The sequence below is a fragment of the Sphaerisporangium krabiense genome (assembly GCF_014200435.1).
In the GTDB taxonomy this organism is placed as follows: domain Bacteria; phylum Actinomycetota; class Actinomycetes; order Streptosporangiales; family Streptosporangiaceae; genus Sphaerisporangium; species Sphaerisporangium krabiense.
In genome coordinates, this window is record NZ_JACHBR010000001.1 from 5,782,682 (window position 1) to 5,798,215 (window position 15,534).

The window sequence follows — 15,534 nt, forward strand, 5'->3', positions numbered from 1 at the left end:
TCCAGGGATGGGGCGCGTCCGGGAGCGGGCCCGCGACATGCCCGCAATACAGGGCAAACTTGTCTAGCCCTCTGGGAGCGGTCCAAACCCGCTCAGATGGTGGAATGTCGTCCCATAGTGGTTGATGATCCGCTACGGTCAGGCGCGTCGTTCGACGATCCCGTTTGACCACAAGGATTTCCGTGACCACTCCTCCTTCTTCAGGCCGGCACGGTTCGCCCTACCAGCCGGACCCCTACCAGCAGCCCCCCGCGGGCGCCGGGCAGCCGTCCTATTCGCAGCAGAGCGGGTATCCCCAGCAGGGCGGTTACCCCGAGCAGGGCGGGTATCCGCAACAGGGCGGGTACCCCCAGCAGGGCCACGGCCCGCAGGACCCGTACGGGCAGCAGGGGCCAGGCGGCGGACAGCCGTACGGCGCGCCGCAGGACCCCTACCGGCAGGCCGGCGCGCCCCAGAACCCGTACGGGCAGCAGGCGGGGCCCGGCGCGGCCCAGGACCCGTACGCGGCGTACCCGGGGCAGTCCCAGGACCCGTACGCGGCCCAGGCCCCTTACGCCCAGCAGGGCGGCGCGCAGGGCCACCAGGACCCGTACCGGCAGGGCGGGCACGCGCAGCCTCCCGGCGGCGACCCCTACGCCCGGCAGCCCTCCGGCGGCGACCCGTACGCCCAGCAGTCGTCCGGGAACGGGCCGCAGGCCGGGTTCGGGGCTCCGCCCGCCACGCCGGCGCCGTCGTTCAAGAAGAAGGTGGGCGGCAAGCTGCTCAGCATCGTGGGCGCGCTGGTCGTCATCGCCGTGATCGGCGTGGTGAAGTTCGGCGTCCGCGAGGGCGCGCACGCGGTCCAGGACGAGATCAACGGCGCGCCGCGCGTCGCGGCCGTGGGCGACTGCATGGCCGGCCAGGACGAGAAGACGCTCAAGGTGGTCGAGTGCACGGACGCGACCGCCGAGTGGAAGATCTCCCGGAAGGTCGAGGGCAAGACCGAGGCGCAGTTCGACGCGGACAAGACCCTCAAGATGTGCAAGAACGAGAAGGTCGAGCAGGCCTACTGGGAAGGGGAGCCGGGCGGCGTGGGCTGGGTCCTGTGCCTGCTCGCCGTGAAGAAGTGAGGACCACCCGCGGGGGGCGGGCCAGGGTCAGTTCAGCAGGCGCGTGAAGAACGTGGCCAGCTGGCCGGCGCCCGAGCTGACGCCCTGGAAGATGCCGTCGACGGCGTTCGCGGCGTCGGCGGGGCGGGACAGGGTGTAGAAGACCGCGAAGGCGATGGCGAGGTACAGGAGCACCTTTTTGGTCTTCATCTGCCGCCTCCCGCGGTTCCGGTGACGGGGTCCTACCCGGAAGCCGAAAGCCCTGATCTCCACAGTCGGTCATGGATCAACCCCGCTGTGATCATATCGCCGACATGGCCGGGATGTCCGAAAACCGAATAATCGACGTCCGGGGGAGGCTCAGACGCCGAGGCGGGCGGCGGTGAGACGGCCGACGGACGGAGGGTCGCCCGCGCAGGTGACGCGCGCGTGGTCCTGCCGCCCGAAGGCGAACATCAGCAGCTCGGCCGGGTCGCCGGTCACGATCACGTGCGGCTCGGCCTTCTTGGCCCCGGCCTTTCGCCCGTCGGTGTGGCGCAGGATCACGCCCACCGGCGACCTGCGGAACATCAGGCGGGCGCCGGCCGTCACCCGCTTCCACAGCAGCTCGGCGAGGTCGGCGGGCAGCTCGCGCGGCTCCCAGCCCGGCCGGGCCCGCCGCACGTCCTCGTGGTGGACGAACATCTCCAGCGTGTTCACCGCGGCGTCCAGCCCCGGCACCAGGCCGTAGGGGGACCAGCGCGGCGGGCCCTGGCGCACGGCGTCCACCAGCTCGCGGTAGCCTCCGCGGTTCTTGATCCGCTCCTGCACGGCGGCGGTGCGGCCGGCCAGGGCGGGGACGGCGATGCCGGCGGCGGCGTCGAGCCGCCGCTCACGAAGCACCAGGTGGGCGGCCAGGTCGGCGGTCGTCCACCCCTCGCAGAGGGTGGGGGCGTCCGGGCCCAGCTCGTCGAGAAGGTCACAGAGGGCGGCGCGCTCGGCGCGTGCGTGGTTCACCCTGATCACCCTACTCAGGCGGGTGGTGCGAAGATCGGGCGTGGTAGGGGTGGGAATAAACGTTTCGCTAAGAATGATAGGCATTTAGTCAGGCGAACCCCATCGCATCCCCCCGGAAGCCCCCGTCCCGTCGGACGGGCCCCCGTTCGAGAGGACCTCCCGCGTGCCGAGCGAGCGCGACTCCAATCCCACCGTCATGCGCGAGGGTTTCCACGTCCTCGGGCATGCCATCAAGACCGAGAGGGGCGTCTTCACCGGCGCGGTGCTCGCCAGCGGACTCTACGGGGTCATGACGGTCGCCTCCTCCTGGGCGCTGGGCTGGGCCACCGAGCACGCCGTGCTGCCCGCCTTCCGCGACGGGCAGGCCCGCACGGGCGCGCTGACCGCCGCGGCCCTGCTGATCGTCGGCGTGGCCGTGCTGAAGGCCACGGGCGTGATCGGCCGCAGGACGCTGGCCGGCATCATGCAGTACCGCATGCAGGCCCGGTCGCGGCGCGACGTCACCCGCCAGTACCTGCGGCTTCCCCTCGCCTGGCACCACCGCCACCCCACCGGCCAGCTCCTGTCCAACGCCAGCTCCGACGTCGAGGCGGCCTGGGCCCCGCTCGCCCCGCTGCCCATGGCCGTCGGCGTGGTCATCATGCTGGTCACCGCGGCCGTGGCGATCCTGCTGGTGGACCCGATGCTCGCCCTGGTCGGCTTCCTGATCTTCCCGCTCATCGCCGTGCTGAACTTCGTCTACCAGCGCCGCCTGTCGCCCCTGGTGATGCGCTCCCAGCAACTGCGCGCCGAGGTCAGCGAGATCGCCCACGAGAGCTTCGACGGCGCGCTCGTCGTCAAGACCCTGGGCAGGGAGGACGCCGAGGCGGCCCGCTTCCGCGCCAGGGCCGACTTGCTGCGCGACGCCAACATCGCCGTCGGCCGGGTGCGCGGCCTGTTCGACCCGCTCCTGGAGGCCCTGCCGACGCTCGGCGTGCTGGCCGTCCTGCTGTTCGGCGCGCTGCGGTTGCAGGCGGGCGGCCTCTCCTCCGGCGAGCTGGTCCAGGTGGCCTACCTGTTCACGCTGCTCGCCTTCCCGGTGCGCGCGCTCGGCTGGGTGCTGGCCGAGCTGCCGCGCAGCGTCGTCGGCTGGACGCGGGTGCGCGCCGTCCTTGACGCCACCGGGTCCATGGAGCACGGCGCCGAGGGACTGCCCGCCGGCGGCCCCGCCCGGGTGGAGGCGCAGGACCTGACCTACGGGTACGCCGTGGACGCGCCGGTGCTCTCCGGGGTGTCCTTCGAGGTGCGCCCGGGACGCACGGTCGCCGTCGTCGGGCCCACCGGCTCGGGCAAGTCCACGCTCACCCAGCTCCTGGTCCGGCTGATCGACCCCGACGACGGGCGCGCGCTCGTCGACGGCGTGGACCTGCGCGCGCTGGCGCCGGGACGGCTCAGCGCCGCCGCGGCCCTGGTGCCCCAGCAGACCTTCCTGTTCGACGACACCGTGCGCGGCAACCTCAGCCTCGGCGCGGCGCAGGACGTCCCCGACGAGGAGATCTGGGCGGCGCTGCGGCTCGCCCAGGCCGAAGGGTTCGTCAGCGCGCTGCCCAAGGGCGTCGACACGCGGGTCGGCGAGCGCGGCGCGACCCTGTCCGGAGGCCAGCGGCAGCGCCTGGCCCTGGCCAGGGCCCTGGTGAGAAAACCCCGCCTGCTGATCCTGGACGACGCGACCTCCAGCGTGGACCCGCAGGTCGAGGGCAGGATCCTGTCCGGCCTGCGCGAGGGGTCCCCGGAGACGACGGTGATCGTGGTCGCCTACCGGATGTCGACGATCGCGCTGGCCGACGAGGTGGTCTACCTGGAGCACGGCCGGGTGGCCGACCGCGGCTCCCACGACGAACTGCTGGCCCGCTGCCAGGGATACCGCAACCTCGTCACCGCCTACGAGCGCGACGAGGCCGAGCGCGCGGCGCTGGACGCCGGTGAGGAGATCGTGGCATGACGCTGACCACCAACGAGCGCTCGGCGGTGGCGACGTTCCGCCGCGGGCTCGCGCTCTCGCCGGAGTTCCGCACGGGCCTGCCGGTCACGCTGCTGCTCGCCGTGGCCGCCACCATCGGCAAGGTGATCGTGCCCATCGCGATCCAGCAGGTCATCGACCGCGGGCTGAAGGGCGCCACCCCCGACATCCCCTTCATCAGGGGCGCGGTCGCGTGGTGCGCGGTGGCGGTGCTGGTGACCGCCGTGTGCGGCTACCTGATGAACGTCCGCCTGTACCGCTCGACCGAGTCGGGGCTCGCCACGCTGCGCGGCAAGGGGTTCCGGCACGTCCACGACCTGTCGGTGCTCACCCAGAACACCGAGCGGCGCGGCGCGCTGGTCTCGCGGGTGACCGGCGACGTCGACCAGATCAGCACGTTCATGCAGTGGGGCGGGCTCATGGTCATCGTCTCGCTCGGCCAGCTGCTCATCGCGAGCGTGCTGATGACCGTCTACTCCTGGCAGCTCGCGCTGCTGGTCTGGGCCTGCTTCGTGCCGCTGGTGATCGCGCTGCCGCGGTTCCAGCGCTGGGTGGCCCGCGCCTACACCGAGGTGCGCGAGCGCACCGGCGACATGCTCGCCGCGGTCAGCGAGAGCGTGGTCGGCAGCGCGGTGATCCGGGCCTACGGCTCCGAGGAGCGCACCGCCCGGCGGATCGACCAGGCCGTCGACGCCCACCGCGCGGCGCAGACCCGCGCCCAGAAGATCATCGCGTTCACCTTCCCGATCACCGAGATGGTGGGCGCGGTCGCCATCGCCGGCGTCGTCCTGCTCGGCGTCGGGCTCGGCGTGGACGGCACGATCTCCGCCGGGCGGCTGATCGCGTTCCTGTTCCTGATCACGCTGTTCATCAGCCCCCTCCAGACCGCGACCGAGGTGCTCAACGACGCCCAGAACGCGCTCGCCGGATGGCGCCGGGTGCTCGGCGTGCTGGACACCGTCGCCGACGTGGCCGACCCCGGCGAGGCCGGCGCCGTGCTGCCGCGCGGCGCGATCACGGTGACCTTCGAGAACGTCGGCTTCTCCTACCCCGGCGGCCCTCCCGTGCTGCACGAGGTGAGCGTGGAGATCCCGCCGCGCACGCGCGTCGCGGTCGTCGGCGAGACCGGCTCGGGCAAGAGCACCTTCGCCAAGCTGCTCACCCGGCTCATGGACCCCACCGAGGGGCGCGTCCTGGTGGACGGCGTGGACCTGCGCAGGGTGCGGTTCTCCTCGCTGCGCGAGCGCGTCGTCATGGTGCCCCAGGACGGGTTCCTGTTCGACGGCTCGCTGGCCGACAACATCCGCTACGGCCGTCCCGAGGCCACCGACGAGGACATCGCGCTGGCCGTCACCGAGCTGGGGCTCGCCGACTGGCTGGAGGGCCTGCCCGCGGGCCTCGCCACGCCGGTCGGCCAGCGCGGCGAGTCGCTGTCGGCGGGCGAGCGCCAGCTCGTCGCGCTCGCCCGGGCCTACCTCGCCGACCCCGACCTGCTGCTGCTCGACGAGGCCACCTCCGCGGTGGACCCGGCGACCGAGGTGCGCATCGCGCGCGCCCTGGACGGGGTCACCCGGGGCCGCACGGCCGTGTCGATCGCCCACCGCCTGTCCACCGCGGAGGCGGCCGACGAGGTGCTGGTCTTCGACCGCGGCCGCATCGTCCAGCGGGGCCCGCACGCGGAGCTGCTGCGGGTGGACGGGATATACGCCGACCTCTACGCGTCCTGGACCTCCGCCGCCCGGACCTCCTGACCCGCCGCCCCGCCGGGCAGGTCCTTCTCGAAGGCCAGGTGGTGCAGCGTGTCGGGCGGCGCGGTGACGTCGTACAGCGGACGGTACCCGGTGCTGAGGTAGAGGGCCGCCGCCTCGGGCTGGCGCGGGCCGGTGGTGAGGTAGACGCGCCGGTATCCCCGGCGCGCCGCCTCCTCCTCAAGGGCCCGCACCACCAGCTTCCCGAGGCCCCGCCTGCGGTGGCCCGGGTGCGCCCAGACGCGCTTCAGCTCGGCCGTCGTCGCGTCGTACCGGCGGAACGCCCCGCCCGCGACCGTGTGCCCGTCCTCCACCAGCACCAGGAACGCGCCGCCCGGCGGGGCGAACTCGGCGTCGGGATACCGGTTGAGCTCCTCGTTCGGCCCGTACCTGGTGGTGTACTCCAGATGGAGGTCCTTCAGCAGGGGAGCGGCGGCGGGATCGCGCACCGGGACGATGCGGACCTCGATGGGGCCGGAGGGCTCTGCGGTCGTGCGCTGGGTGCTCAGGGGTGGCTCATTTCTTCGTCGGCCGCGGCAGGCCAGGGGGATTGACCTGCGAGGCCGGGAGGGCTTCGTTCGAAAGGCCCCAACGCTTGAGCACCGCGCCGTACTTCCCGTTCTTGATCACCGTGTTCAGCGCCTCGGACACCGGCCCGACCACCCCGTTGCCCTTCTGCGTCATGCCGGCGATCAGCCCCTGCAGCGAATCGCCGCCGCCGGAGACCGTGCCGACGATCCGGGTGTCGCCGCTGACGGCCGCGTGGTAGGACGAGGTCGGGTTCGGGCCGAAGTAGAGGTCGATGCGGCCGGACTTCAGGGCCAGGTAGTAGTCGGCGGGCCGCTGGTAGTACTGCACCTCGATGGGGGCGAGCCCGGCCTTCTTGTTGCGCTCGTCCCAGTCCAGCAGGATCTTCTCCTGGTTGGTGCCCGACCCCACCGCCACCTTCAGCCCCGCGATGTCCGACGGCTGCGCGATCTTGGTGATCTTGCCGTCGGCGGCGGCCTCGAAGGCGAGCTGGTCGACGCGGTAGGTCGCGAAGTCGTAGATGTCCTTGCGCTCCTCGGTGACCGTGATGTTGGAGAACCCGACGTCGTCCTTGCCGGACTTCACGGCGAGGAAGAGGTTCTCCCACGAGGTGCGCTCCAGCCGCAGCCGCAGCCCGAGGACGTCGGCGACGAGCTGGGCGATGTCGGACTCCACGCCGATCACGGTGCTGTCGTCATCGGCCAGGAAGGTCAGCGGCGGGATGCCGTCCCCGGTGACGCCCACGACGAGCTCCCCGCGGGCGCGGATCGCCGCGGGCACCTTCGCGGCGACCTCCTCCGCCTTCTCGGCGCGGATCCGGTTCTGCTCCGGGCTGGTGTTGATCTTCAGGGTGGACGCGGCGGCGGCCGGGGCCGCGGCGGCGGACTCCTTGCCCCCGGAGGTGCCGGAGCCGCAGGCCGTCAGCAGGAGCGCGGGGAGCAGACCGAGCGCGGCGATCGGGCGCAGGGCGCGGTGAACCGCATGCGGGGATAACGTGCGCATTTCAGATCCTTTTTCGGGTGGTCAGAGCACTTTGCTCAGGAAGGCGCGGGTCCGCTCGTGCCGGGGGGCGTCCAGCACCTGGCCGGGCGTCCCCTGCTCGACGACGCGTCCCGCGTCCATGAAGACCACGGTGTCGGCGACCTCGCGGGCGAAGCCGATCTCGTGGGTGACGACGATCATCGTGGTGCCGCTGCGCGCCAGGTCCTTCATCACGTCGAGGACCTCGCCGACCAGCTCGGGGTCCAGCGCGGAGGTCGGCTCGTCGAACAGCACGACCTTCGGCCGCAGGGCCAGGGCCCGCGCGATGGCGACCCGCTGCTGCTGCCCCCCGGACAGCCGGCGCGGGTACTCGCCGGCCTTGTCGGCCAGGCCCACGCGGTCGAGCAGCCGGGTGGCGAGCTCCTCGACCTCGGCGCGGGGACGGCGCTGCGCCGACAGCGGCGCCTCGGTGACGTTCTGGCGCACGGTCAGGTGCGGGAACAGGTTGAAGTTCTGGAACACGAAGCCGATGCGCGCCCGCCTGCGCAGGATCTCCCGCTCGGGCAGCTCGTGCAGACGGTTCCCGGACCTGCGGTAGCCGACCAGCTCCCCGTCGATGAGCACGACGCCCCTGTCCACCTTCTCCAGGTGGTTGACGCTGCGCAGCAGGGTGGACTTGCCCGACCCGGACGGCCCGATGACGACGGTCACCTCGCCGGGGTCGACGCGCAGGTTCACGTCGTGCAGCACCTCCAGCGTGCCGAACCGCTTGTGCACGCCGCGCAGCTCCACCATCGGCCGGGTCACGGCGCGCTCCCCGTCGCGGTCGCGCCGCGTCCGGCCAGTGCGCGGCGCAGGCGCCGCAGCGGCGTGTCGGGCAGCAGCCTGCTCGTGCCCCGGGCGTAGTGGCGCTCCAGGTAGTACTGCGCGATCGACAGGACGGTGGTCAGGATCAGATACCAGATCGCCGCCACCAGCAGCAGCGCGATCACCCGTCCGCTGCGGTTGTAGATCACCTGCGCCTGGTAGAACAGCTCGGGCAGCGCCATGATGTAGACCACCGACGTCCCCTTGACCAGGCCGATGATCTCGTTGCCCGCCGTCGGCACGATCGTCCGCATGGCCTGCGGCAGCAGGATCCTGAAGATCTGGCGGGTGCGCGGGATGCCCAGCGCGGCGGCGGCCTCCAGCTGGCCCGGGTCCACCGACAGGAACCCGGCGCGCACGATCTCGGCGGCGTAGGCCCCCTGGTGCAGGGCGAGGCCGATGGCCGCGGCGGTGACCGGGCCGATCAGCTCCATCGTGCCGATCGAGAAGAACGACGGGCCGAACGGCACGCCGAACTCGATGTACTTGTACAGCAGGGCCAGGTTGTACCAGAACAGGAGCTGGAGGATCAGCGGCACCGAGCGGAACAGCCAGGTGTAGCCCCAGGCCACCGAGGTCAGCAGCGGGTTGCTCGACATCCGCATGAGGGCCACGACGGTGCCGATCACGAAGCCCAGCACGATGCCGAGCGCGGTGAGCTGCAGCGTGAACGCCACCGCGCGCAGGATCGCGGGCGCGAACAGGTACTCGCCGACCACGGGCCAGTCCCAGGCGGGGTTGGTGATCAGGGCGCTGGCCGCCATGGCCAGCAGCACCAGCACGACCGCGGCGGAGGCCAGGCGCCAGGGGTGCCGTGCGGTGACGACCCGGAGCGCCTCGCCGTCGTGGGCGGTCCCGGGGGCCGGCCGGGGGGCCGGCGTCTCGTCCGGCGCGGTGCGGGCGTGCGCGGTGTCAGGGGGAACGGTCATGAGTGCGGCTCCGTCCTCAGTTCCCGGAAAGGCCGGCCGGCCGGGGCTCGGGGACGCGCGCCGTCTCGCGCCGCTTCCTCTCGGCGTCCCGCTTGGCGACCTCCTCGCGGACGATCGGGATGACGTGCCGCCCGAAGTCGATGGCGTCGTCCAGCAGGGCGTAGCCGCGCGCGGACAGGATGTCCACCCCGAGGTCGTGGTAGTCCAGCAGGGCCTGGGCGACGGTCTCGGGGGTGCCGACGAGGGCGTTGGAGTTGCCGGCCCCGCCGGTGGCCGCGGCGGTGGGGGTCCACAGGGCGCGGTCGAACAGCTCGCCGCGCTCGGCGATGGCGATCAGCCGCTGGGAGCCGGTGTTCTCCGGGTCGCGCCGGGGGTGGTTGCCGCGGCCGGACGCGCCCGACCCGTTCTGGCGGCCCTTGATGGCGGCCACGGTGCGGTGCGCCTTCTCCCAGGCCAGTTCCTCGGTGGGCGCGATGATGGGCCGGAAGGCCACCTGGATCCTCGGCACGTCCTCGCGCCCGGCCTCGCGGGCGGCGCGCCTGACCGACTCGATCTGTTCGGCGGTCTCGGCGAGCGGCTCACCCCACAGGCAGTAGATGTCGGCCTCGGCGCCGCCCGCGCGGTAGGCGGCGGGGGAGGAGCCGCCGAACGAGACCAGCGGCCTCGGGCTCTGGACGGGGAAGACGTCGGCGACGAAGTCGGTGAACCGGTAGTGCTCCCCGTCGTGGTCGAACGGGGTGCGCGAGGTCCAGCCCTTCTTGACGATCTGGATGTACTCCCGGGTGCGCGAGTAGCGCTCGTCCTTGGTCAGGAAGTCGCCCTCGCGCTGCTGCTCGTGGTCGCTGCCGCCGGTGATGAAGTGGACGGTCAGGCGGCCGTCGCTGATCTGGTCCAGGGTGGCGAAGGTCTTCAGCGCGAAGGTGGGGGTGGAGAGGTTGGGGCGGTGGGCGAGCAGGATCTCCAGATCCTCCACCCGGCTCGCCACGTACGCGGCGACCTGGGCGGGGTCGGGGGAGCCCGACCCGTAGGCGAACAGCACCCGGTCCCACCCGTACTCCTGGTGGGCGCGGGCGAGCCTGAGCGTGTACTGCTTGTCGAAGGAGGGGCCGGAACGCTGGGTGGTCTCCGACCCGTCGTGCGTGCCGCCGATTCCGAGGAACTCGATGGGCATGGCGGAAGCCTTTCTGGCCGTGCGGCCATGGGTGCCATGGGTGGGGTGACGGCCCGCGGCGGGACCGGGGGAGGGCCGGGTCGCGGGCCCGGCGGCGCCGGGCCGCCGCCTCAGCGCTGACAGGAGGAGGACCACACGCGGCACAGATCGATGTGCCCGCGAATCACCAATCGGATATCGGCCCGCATGCGTCCACTCCAGCACAGGCCCAGATTTCCGTCAAGACCTACTGATTTAGTGGGTTTTATGGAAGGCGAGGCCCCGGCGCCCCCCCGGCGCCGGGGTCACTCGCGGGCGCGGCCCGCCGGCGTCAGCACCCCGCACACGCGGGTGACGGCGGTGGCCAGCTCCTCCACCGGCGCGATGCGCTCGGCCCAGGACCACCAGAACCACCAGGAGCCGTCGCTGCGCGCCGCGAACACCACCTCCGACAGGCTCGGCGCCGCCGTGCTGAGCACGATGAGCTGGGGAAGCCCCCCGCTGGTCTCGCCGACGCGGGCGTGCAGGCCCCGCGCGCGCAGCGAGTCGCCGAGCGCCTGCAGGTGCGCGGTGGCCGTGGTGGCGCCCGCCACCTCGCCGGCAGCGGTCATCGGGGCCTCCCTGGTCGGCGGCCCGGCGACCGGGCCGTGGATCGTGCGGTCACTCGGGGTGGGCGTAGAGCCGGGGGATGTGCCGGGCGCGCAGCGTGGCGTAGTGCTCGGCCAGGCGGACGGCGGCTGTGGCGGGCGCGACCGCGAAGGTGCGCAGCGCCCCGCCCCGGTGGCTCGGATGCGGGCTGGTCCACCAGATGATGCGCCCGTCGACGCGGGCCAGCAGCCCCTGCCACAGGGAGACGGCGGCCTGCCCGTCCTCCAGGTAATAGATGTACGACGGGACGTCCCGGCGGGCGAGCGACGCCTGGAGCTCCTCGGCGACGCGCCTGATCTCCGCCGAGGGACGCCTGCAGACGAGGGCTGCCGCTTCGACGTGGACGGCGGGCACGGCGTGACTCCTCACCGGCGCGGCGAGCGCGCCTGGCTTGTCCGGAAGGGTGCGTGGGAGGGAAGCCCCGCGCCGTGAAGGACTTCTGCCGTGAGGCTAGGCTCCCCGCGATCGCGAGATCAACGATGTTGCTTCATGTTCCTCGCAACTCGTCCGCGGTCGCGTTGATCAGGTCACGGGCCGCCTGACCATAGACGGCGGCGTCGGCGAGCGCCGAGAACGCCTTCTCGTACAGGGCCACGTCGGTGGGCGTCTTGATCCGGTACTGGCCGGGAATGGTGTCGACCCGGACCTGATTGTCGTCGTATATCCAGAAATTTTCGGGCGGCATGAGTGCGGGACGCCCCCGAGCCGGAATCACCCCGAAGCTGAGTTGCGGCATGTTGATCGTGAGCTCGGCCAGCCGCGCGAGCTGCGCGGACATCTCCTCGGCGTCGCACACCGGCGTGCGCAGCGCCTGCTCCCCGACGATGAACATGAACCGCTTGCCGCCCGAGGTCAGCACCTCCTGGTGCCGCAGGCGCGCCCGCACCGCCTGCTCCAGGTCGTCGGGGATGCCGCGGAACGCGATCACGGTCCGCAGATGCGCGCGGGCGTACCCGGCGGTCTGCAGCAGGCCGGGCACCGCCGAGTGCTGGAACACCCGGAACTGCTGGGTCTCGCGGTACAGCGGGTTGAAGGACTCCTGCATGTGCCGCAGCCCGGTCGCCTCCAGCCGCCGCCACTCGGTGTACATCGAGTCGATGTTGCGCACCGCCGCGATCAGGTCCACGACGTACTCCTCGGCGTCGCAGACCCGGCACCACACGCGGATGTCGTTCTCGTTGGGCATCTGCGAGGCGTGCTCGATCTTGGACACCTTGGAGTAGTGCCAGCCGGCCCTGGAGGCCAGGGACCTCCCGGTCAGGCTGGCCTCGTTGCGGATCTCGCGGAGCCGTGCGGCGAGTATTCCCTTCGCCTCGGTTATGCGCGGTGAGGCCATGGGGGCACCTCTGGGGATGTGTCCTTTTCGCTGACACCCCGACCGTAGCGTGAGATTTTCCGCTTATGCCCATATGTTGCGTGATGTTGCATGAGGCGGTGGGATGTCAGGGAGCGCGGGGCGGTCACCGGCACCGGCGGGCCTCTGCGGCAGAATTGGGCCATGCCTCTTGACCCGAAGATCGCGGACCGCCTGAAGCGTGATCGCGACGGCCTGGTGCCCGCGGTCGTCCAGCAGCACGACACCGGCGAGGTGCTCATGCTGGCCTGGATGGACGACGAGGCGCTGCACCGCACGCTGACCACCGGCCGCGCCACCTACTGGTCGCGCAGCCGCCGCGCGTACTGGGTGAAGGGCGAGACCTCCGGGCACGCCCAGTGGGTCAGGCACGTCGCGCTCGACTGCGACGGCGACACGATCCTGCTCAAGGTCGAGCAGGTCGGCGCCGCCTGCCACACCGGCGACCGCACCTGCTTCGACGCCGACGTCCTTTCGGTCCCGTGAGCCCCGCCGACCCCGGCGGCCCCACGGCGACCGCCGCCGCGCCCGCGCCCGGCCCCGCGCGGTCCGCGCGCCGGGCGCTGCTCGTCTGGCTGGCCCTGGCCGCGGCCGGCGCCGTGCTGACGCTCGCCGCCTCCGGCCGCACCTGGGCCACCGTCGCCCTCGGCGCGGGCCCGGCGGGTGGCCGCGCCGCGCCCGTCCCGCTCTCCGGCGGCGACATCGCGCCGGTCCTCAGCCCCCTCGCCCTGGCGGCCCTGGCCGCCGCCGTCGCCGTGCTGGCGACCCGCGGGGCGTGGCGCCGGGTCGTGGGCGCGGTCATCGCGCTGATCGGGCTGGCCGTCGCCGCGTCCGCGCTGCGGGGCGTCACGCCCTCCTCGCGGCTGGTCGCGCTGGCCGAGGAGCACACCAGCGTCACCGGCGCCGCCGCGCACGCCGCCGTGGCCTACTCCTGGGCCTGGCCGGTGGCCGCGGTCGCCGGCGGGGCGCTGCTGCTGGCGGCGGGGGCGCTGGCCGTCGCGCGCGGCGCCCGCTGGCCCGGCATGTCCGACCGGTACGAAAGGCCGGGCGGATCCACCGCCGGCCGCGCCGAGCGCGCGGGCCGGGAGGAACGGTCGCTGTGGGACGCGCTCGACCAGGGCGTGGACCCGACCGAGGGCGGCCCGGGCGAGCGCGACGGCGGCCGGGGCTGACGCGCCGGACCCGCGCCCCGCACGTCCGGCCTGTTCGCCGGATTGTGTGACGATCTGCCGACAATGTCGCTGTGATGCCCCTGGCGTCGCTAAGCTGCCGCAGCGCGACGCGCTACGCCGGCCGGGCATCGAGCCCGGCCCCGCGTCACGGCAAGGAGACCATCGATGAGTTACGGCCAGCAGGGCGGCGGCTACAACGCGCCTCCCCCCGGAGGCGGTTACCCCCCGCCCGGCGGCTACCCGCCCGGGGGCTACGGCCAGCCCTACGCCCCCGAGCCGCCGAACAACCAGCTCCTCCCGGCGATCCTCACCACGCTGTTCTGCTGCGGCCCGTTCAGCCTCCCGGCGATCTACTACGCCGGCAAGGTCAACGGCAAGTTCGAGGCCGGGGACTACCAGGGCGCCCTGGAGGCGTCCCAGCAGGCCAAGAAGTGGTGGATGATCTCGCTGTTCGTCGGCCTCGGCATGTGGGTGCTGTACCTGATCCTGTGGTTCGTCGTCGGCGTGTCGATCTTCAACGGCCTCGAGAGCGTGCAGAACAGCGGCTCATACTGATGACGTGGGCGGCGCGGACGGCGTGGACGGTGTGAGCGGCGTAGAGGGCGCGCACGGGACGCACGCCGGGGGGCGCGGCGCCGGACGGGCGCGGGCACTGCTCGCGCCCCTCGGGCTCGCGGCGGTCGCGGCGGCGGCCGTCGCCTACGTCGGCGTCGTGGACCCGAACCGGCCCGGCCACTACCCGACCTGCCCGTTCCTGCTGCTGACCGGGCTGTACTGCCCGGGTTGCGGCACGTTGCGCGCCCTGAACGCGCTCGCGCACGCCGACCCGGTCGCGGCGCTCGGGCTGAATCCGCTGGCGGTGCTCACCATTCCCTTCCTGGTGTTCTGGTGGGGGCGATGGCTCGTCAGGGCCTGGCGCGGGCGGCCCGTCCGCACCCGCCTGGCGCCTCCGATCTACATCTGGTCCTTCCTGGGATTGATCATCGTGTACTGGATCGTGAGGAATCTGCCGTTCGGTGCCTTTCTCGCACCGTGACGCCCCCCGACTCGGCGCCGCGAGCCCCCCAGACCCGCCACCCTGTGGCGAGCCGACGGCGGTAAGCCCGATACCATCGGCAGGGCAAGGTCGGGATGAGGGCGGAAGGTCCCCGCGGCGATCGGCCGATCGCGGGCCGAAACGTCCTCGCCCGCGGCGCAGTCGACCGGAGGGGACCCTGATCGGGTGAGCGAGCCAAGCGAGGAGATCAAGTGAGCGTGCTCGACGAGATCCTGGACGGCGTGCGTGCCGACCTCGCCGATCGGCAGCGTGACGTGGCGTTGACCGAGCTCCAGGAGCGCGCCCAGCGCGCGCCGGCCACCAAGGACGCCTACGCCGCGCTCGGCGGCGACAAGGTCTCGGTCATCGCCGAGGTCAAGCGGTCCAGCCCCTCCAAGGGCGCGCTGGCCGCCATCGCCGACCCCGCGGCGCTCGCGAGCGACTACGAGGCGGGCGGCGCGCACGTCATCAGCGTGCTCACCGAGCGCCGCCGCTTCGGCGGCAGCCTGGAGGATCTGGCCGCGGTCCGCGCCGCCGTCGACATCCCCATCCTCCGCAAGGACTTCGTGGTCACCTCCTACCAGCTGTGGGAGGCCCGCGCGTACGGCGCCGACCTCGCGCTCCTCATCGTGGCGGCCCTCGACCAGAACGCTTTGATCTCATTGATCGAAAGGGCCGAGTCGATCGGCCTCGCGCCGCTGGTCGAGGTGCATACTGAGGAGGAGCTCGACCGGGCTCTGGACGCCGGCGCGCGCATCATCGGCGTGAACGCGCGCGATCTCAAAACCCTTGAGGTCGACCGCGACGTGTTCGCCAGGCTGGCCCCCAAGATCCCGGACGGCGTCATCAAGATCGCCGAGTCCGGTGTCCGGGGCCCGCACGACCTGCTGGCCTACGCCCGCGCGGGCGCCGACGCCGTGCTCGTGGGCGAGAGCCTCGTCACCGGCAAGGACCCGCGGGCCGCCGTGGTCGACCTGGTCACGGCCGGGGCGCACCCCGCGTCCCGATTCGACAACGGACCCGAGAGGCAGCAGTGAG

At 72.6% G+C, this 15,534-nt stretch carries 18 protein-coding genes; 8 read left to right on the plus strand and 10 right to left on the minus strand.

From position 1 onward, the window contains the following. Positions 1–182: 182 nt before the first annotated feature. Positions 183–1,109 carry an LppU/SCO3897 family protein gene (locus tag BJ981_RS25270; protein ID WP_184614381.1) on the plus strand — a complete coding sequence of 309 codons (927 nt, stop codon included), beginning with the start codon at positions 183–185 and terminating at the stop codon, positions 1,107–1,109. Between the two features lie 27 nt (positions 1,110–1,136). Here the strand turns inward: BJ981_RS25270 and BJ981_RS25275 are convergent, their stop codons facing one another. Both BJ981_RS25275 and BJ981_RS25280 read right to left on the minus strand, forming a co-directional pair. After that, a complete protein-coding gene (locus BJ981_RS25275; RefSeq protein WP_184614382.1) occupies positions 1,137–1,298 on the minus strand; it encodes a hypothetical protein in 162 nt (53 codons plus the stop codon). 150 nt (positions 1,299–1,448) lie between these two features. Further along, a complete protein-coding gene (locus BJ981_RS25280) occupies positions 1,449–2,084 on the minus strand; it encodes a TIGR03085 family metal-binding protein (protein WP_204070623.1) in 636 nt (211 codons plus the stop codon). Between the two features lie 196 nt (positions 2,085–2,280). On the opposite strand from BJ981_RS25280, the gene BJ981_RS25285 reads away from it, so the two are divergent. Together BJ981_RS25285 and BJ981_RS25290 are read left to right on the plus strand one after the other, a co-directional pair. Further along, complete coding sequence (locus BJ981_RS25285) at positions 2,281–4,065, plus strand: ABC transporter ATP-binding protein (protein WP_184616398.1); 1,785 nt, start codon at positions 2,281–2,283, stop codon at positions 4,063–4,065. Then, the gene (locus BJ981_RS25290) at positions 4,062–5,834 is read left to right on the plus strand and encodes an ABC transporter ATP-binding protein (RefSeq protein ID WP_184614386.1); all 1,773 of its coding nucleotides are present in this window, start codon (positions 4,062–4,064) and stop codon (positions 5,832–5,834) included. Before BJ981_RS25285 ends, BJ981_RS25290 begins: the two co-directional genes overlap by 4 nt. Here the strand turns inward: BJ981_RS25290 and BJ981_RS25295 are convergent. The 8 genes from BJ981_RS25295 to BJ981_RS25330 all read right to left on the minus strand — a co-directional run bounded on the left by BJ981_RS25295 (position 5,798) and on the right by BJ981_RS25330 (position 12,270). Continuing rightward, entirely contained in the window at positions 5,798–6,280 is a 483-nt protein-coding gene (locus BJ981_RS25295; RefSeq protein WP_239139633.1) for a GNAT family N-acetyltransferase, read from the minus strand. The genes BJ981_RS25290 and BJ981_RS25295 overlap by 37 nt on opposite strands. 67 nt (positions 6,281–6,347) lie before the next feature. After that, positions 6,348–7,361: an ABC transporter substrate-binding protein gene (locus tag BJ981_RS25300; protein WP_184614388.1), complete on the minus strand. Its 1,014-nt coding sequence runs from the start codon at positions 7,359–7,361 to the stop codon at positions 6,348–6,350. Between the two features lie 21 nt (positions 7,362–7,382). Beyond that, positions 7,383–8,135, minus strand: a complete 753-nt coding sequence (locus BJ981_RS25305) for an amino acid ABC transporter ATP-binding protein (RefSeq protein WP_184616400.1) — start codon at positions 8,133–8,135, stop codon at positions 7,383–7,385. Positions 8,136–8,143: 8 nt separating this feature from the next. Beyond that, positions 8,144–9,136 (minus strand): amino acid ABC transporter permease, encoded by a 993-nt coding sequence (locus BJ981_RS25310; protein WP_184614390.1) that lies wholly within the window; start codon positions 9,134–9,136, stop codon positions 8,144–8,146. Between the two features lie 16 nt (positions 9,137–9,152). Beyond that, positions 9,153–10,307, minus strand: a complete 1,155-nt coding sequence (locus BJ981_RS25315; RefSeq protein WP_184614392.1) for an LLM class flavin-dependent oxidoreductase — start codon at positions 10,305–10,307, stop codon at positions 9,153–9,155. 284 nt (positions 10,308–10,591) lie between these two features. Then, entirely contained in the window at positions 10,592–10,897 is a 306-nt protein-coding gene (locus tag BJ981_RS25320; protein ID WP_184614394.1) for a hypothetical protein, read from the minus strand. 49 nt (positions 10,898–10,946) lie between these two features. Continuing rightward, positions 10,947–11,288, minus strand: coding sequence for a hypothetical protein (locus BJ981_RS25325; RefSeq protein ID WP_184614396.1), 342 nt, complete (start codon positions 11,286–11,288; stop codon positions 10,947–10,949). A 133-nt stretch (positions 11,289–11,421) separates the two neighbouring features. Further along, positions 11,422–12,270, minus strand: coding sequence for a helix-turn-helix domain-containing protein (locus BJ981_RS25330; protein WP_184614398.1), 849 nt, complete (start codon positions 12,268–12,270; stop codon positions 11,422–11,424). 162 nt (positions 12,271–12,432) lie between these two features. On the opposite strand from BJ981_RS25330, the gene hisI reads away from it, so the two are divergent. From hisI to trpC, 5 genes are all read left to right on the plus strand, one after another. Continuing rightward, on the plus strand, positions 12,433–12,774 hold the full coding sequence (hisI, locus tag BJ981_RS25335; protein WP_184614400.1) for a phosphoribosyl-AMP cyclohydrolase: 342 nt from the start codon (positions 12,433–12,435) through the stop codon (positions 12,772–12,774). Then, positions 12,771–13,460: a TIGR02234 family membrane protein gene (locus tag BJ981_RS25340; protein WP_184614402.1), complete on the plus strand. Its 690-nt coding sequence runs from the start codon at positions 12,771–12,773 to the stop codon at positions 13,458–13,460. The genes hisI and BJ981_RS25340 overlap by 4 nt, the downstream gene beginning before the upstream one ends. Before the next feature lie 165 nt (positions 13,461–13,625). Continuing rightward, positions 13,626–14,015, plus strand: a complete 390-nt coding sequence (locus tag BJ981_RS25345) for a CD225/dispanin family protein (RefSeq protein WP_184614404.1) — start codon at positions 13,626–13,628, stop codon at positions 14,013–14,015. Positions 14,016–14,019: 4 nt separating this feature from the next. After that, the gene (locus tag BJ981_RS25350; protein ID WP_239139632.1) at positions 14,020–14,496 is read left to right on the plus strand and encodes a DUF2752 domain-containing protein; all 477 of its coding nucleotides are present in this window, start codon (positions 14,020–14,022) and stop codon (positions 14,494–14,496) included. 212 nt (positions 14,497–14,708) lie between these two features. Beyond that, positions 14,709–15,533 (plus strand): indole-3-glycerol phosphate synthase TrpC, encoded by an 825-nt coding sequence (gene trpC / locus BJ981_RS25355; RefSeq protein ID WP_184614406.1) that lies wholly within the window; start codon positions 14,709–14,711, stop codon positions 15,531–15,533. Position 15,534 lies beyond the last annotated feature (1 nt).

Bases quoted from the DNA above. Each gene is read 5' to 3' on its own strand.
- BJ981_RS25275 (WP_184614382.1), bottom strand. From the start codon at position 1,298: ATGAAGACCAAAAAGGTGCTCCTGTACCTCGCCATCGCCTTCGCGGTC.
- BJ981_RS25285 (WP_184616398.1), top strand. From the start codon at position 2,281: ATGCGCGAGGGTTTCCACGTCCTCGGGCATGCCATCAAGACCGAGAGG.
- BJ981_RS25290 (WP_184614386.1), top strand. From the start codon at position 4,062: ATGACGCTGACCACCAACGAGCGCTCGGCGGTGGCGACGTTCCGCCGC.
- BJ981_RS25300 (WP_184614388.1), bottom strand. From the start codon at position 7,361: ATGCGCACGTTATCCCCGCATGCGGTTCACCGCGCCCTGCGCCCGATC.
- BJ981_RS25305 (WP_184616400.1), bottom strand. From the start codon at position 8,135: ATGGTGGAGCTGCGCGGCGTGCACAAGCGGTTCGGCACGCTGGAGGTG.
- BJ981_RS25310 (WP_184614390.1), bottom strand. From the start codon at position 9,136: ATGACCGTTCCCCCTGACACCGCGCACGCCCGCACCGCGCCGGACGAG.
- BJ981_RS25315 (WP_184614392.1), bottom strand. From the start codon at position 10,307: ATGCCCATCGAGTTCCTCGGAATCGGCGGCACGCACGACGGGTCGGAG.
- BJ981_RS25320 (WP_184614394.1), bottom strand. From the start codon at position 10,897: ATGACCGCTGCCGGCGAGGTGGCGGGCGCCACCACGGCCACCGCGCAC.
- BJ981_RS25330 (WP_184614398.1), bottom strand. From the start codon at position 12,270: ATGGCCTCACCGCGCATAACCGAGGCGAAGGGAATACTCGCCGCACGG.
- hisI (WP_184614400.1), top strand. From the start codon at position 12,433: ATGCCTCTTGACCCGAAGATCGCGGACCGCCTGAAGCGTGATCGCGAC.
- BJ981_RS25345 (WP_184614404.1), top strand. From the start codon at position 13,626: ATGAGTTACGGCCAGCAGGGCGGCGGCTACAACGCGCCTCCCCCCGGA.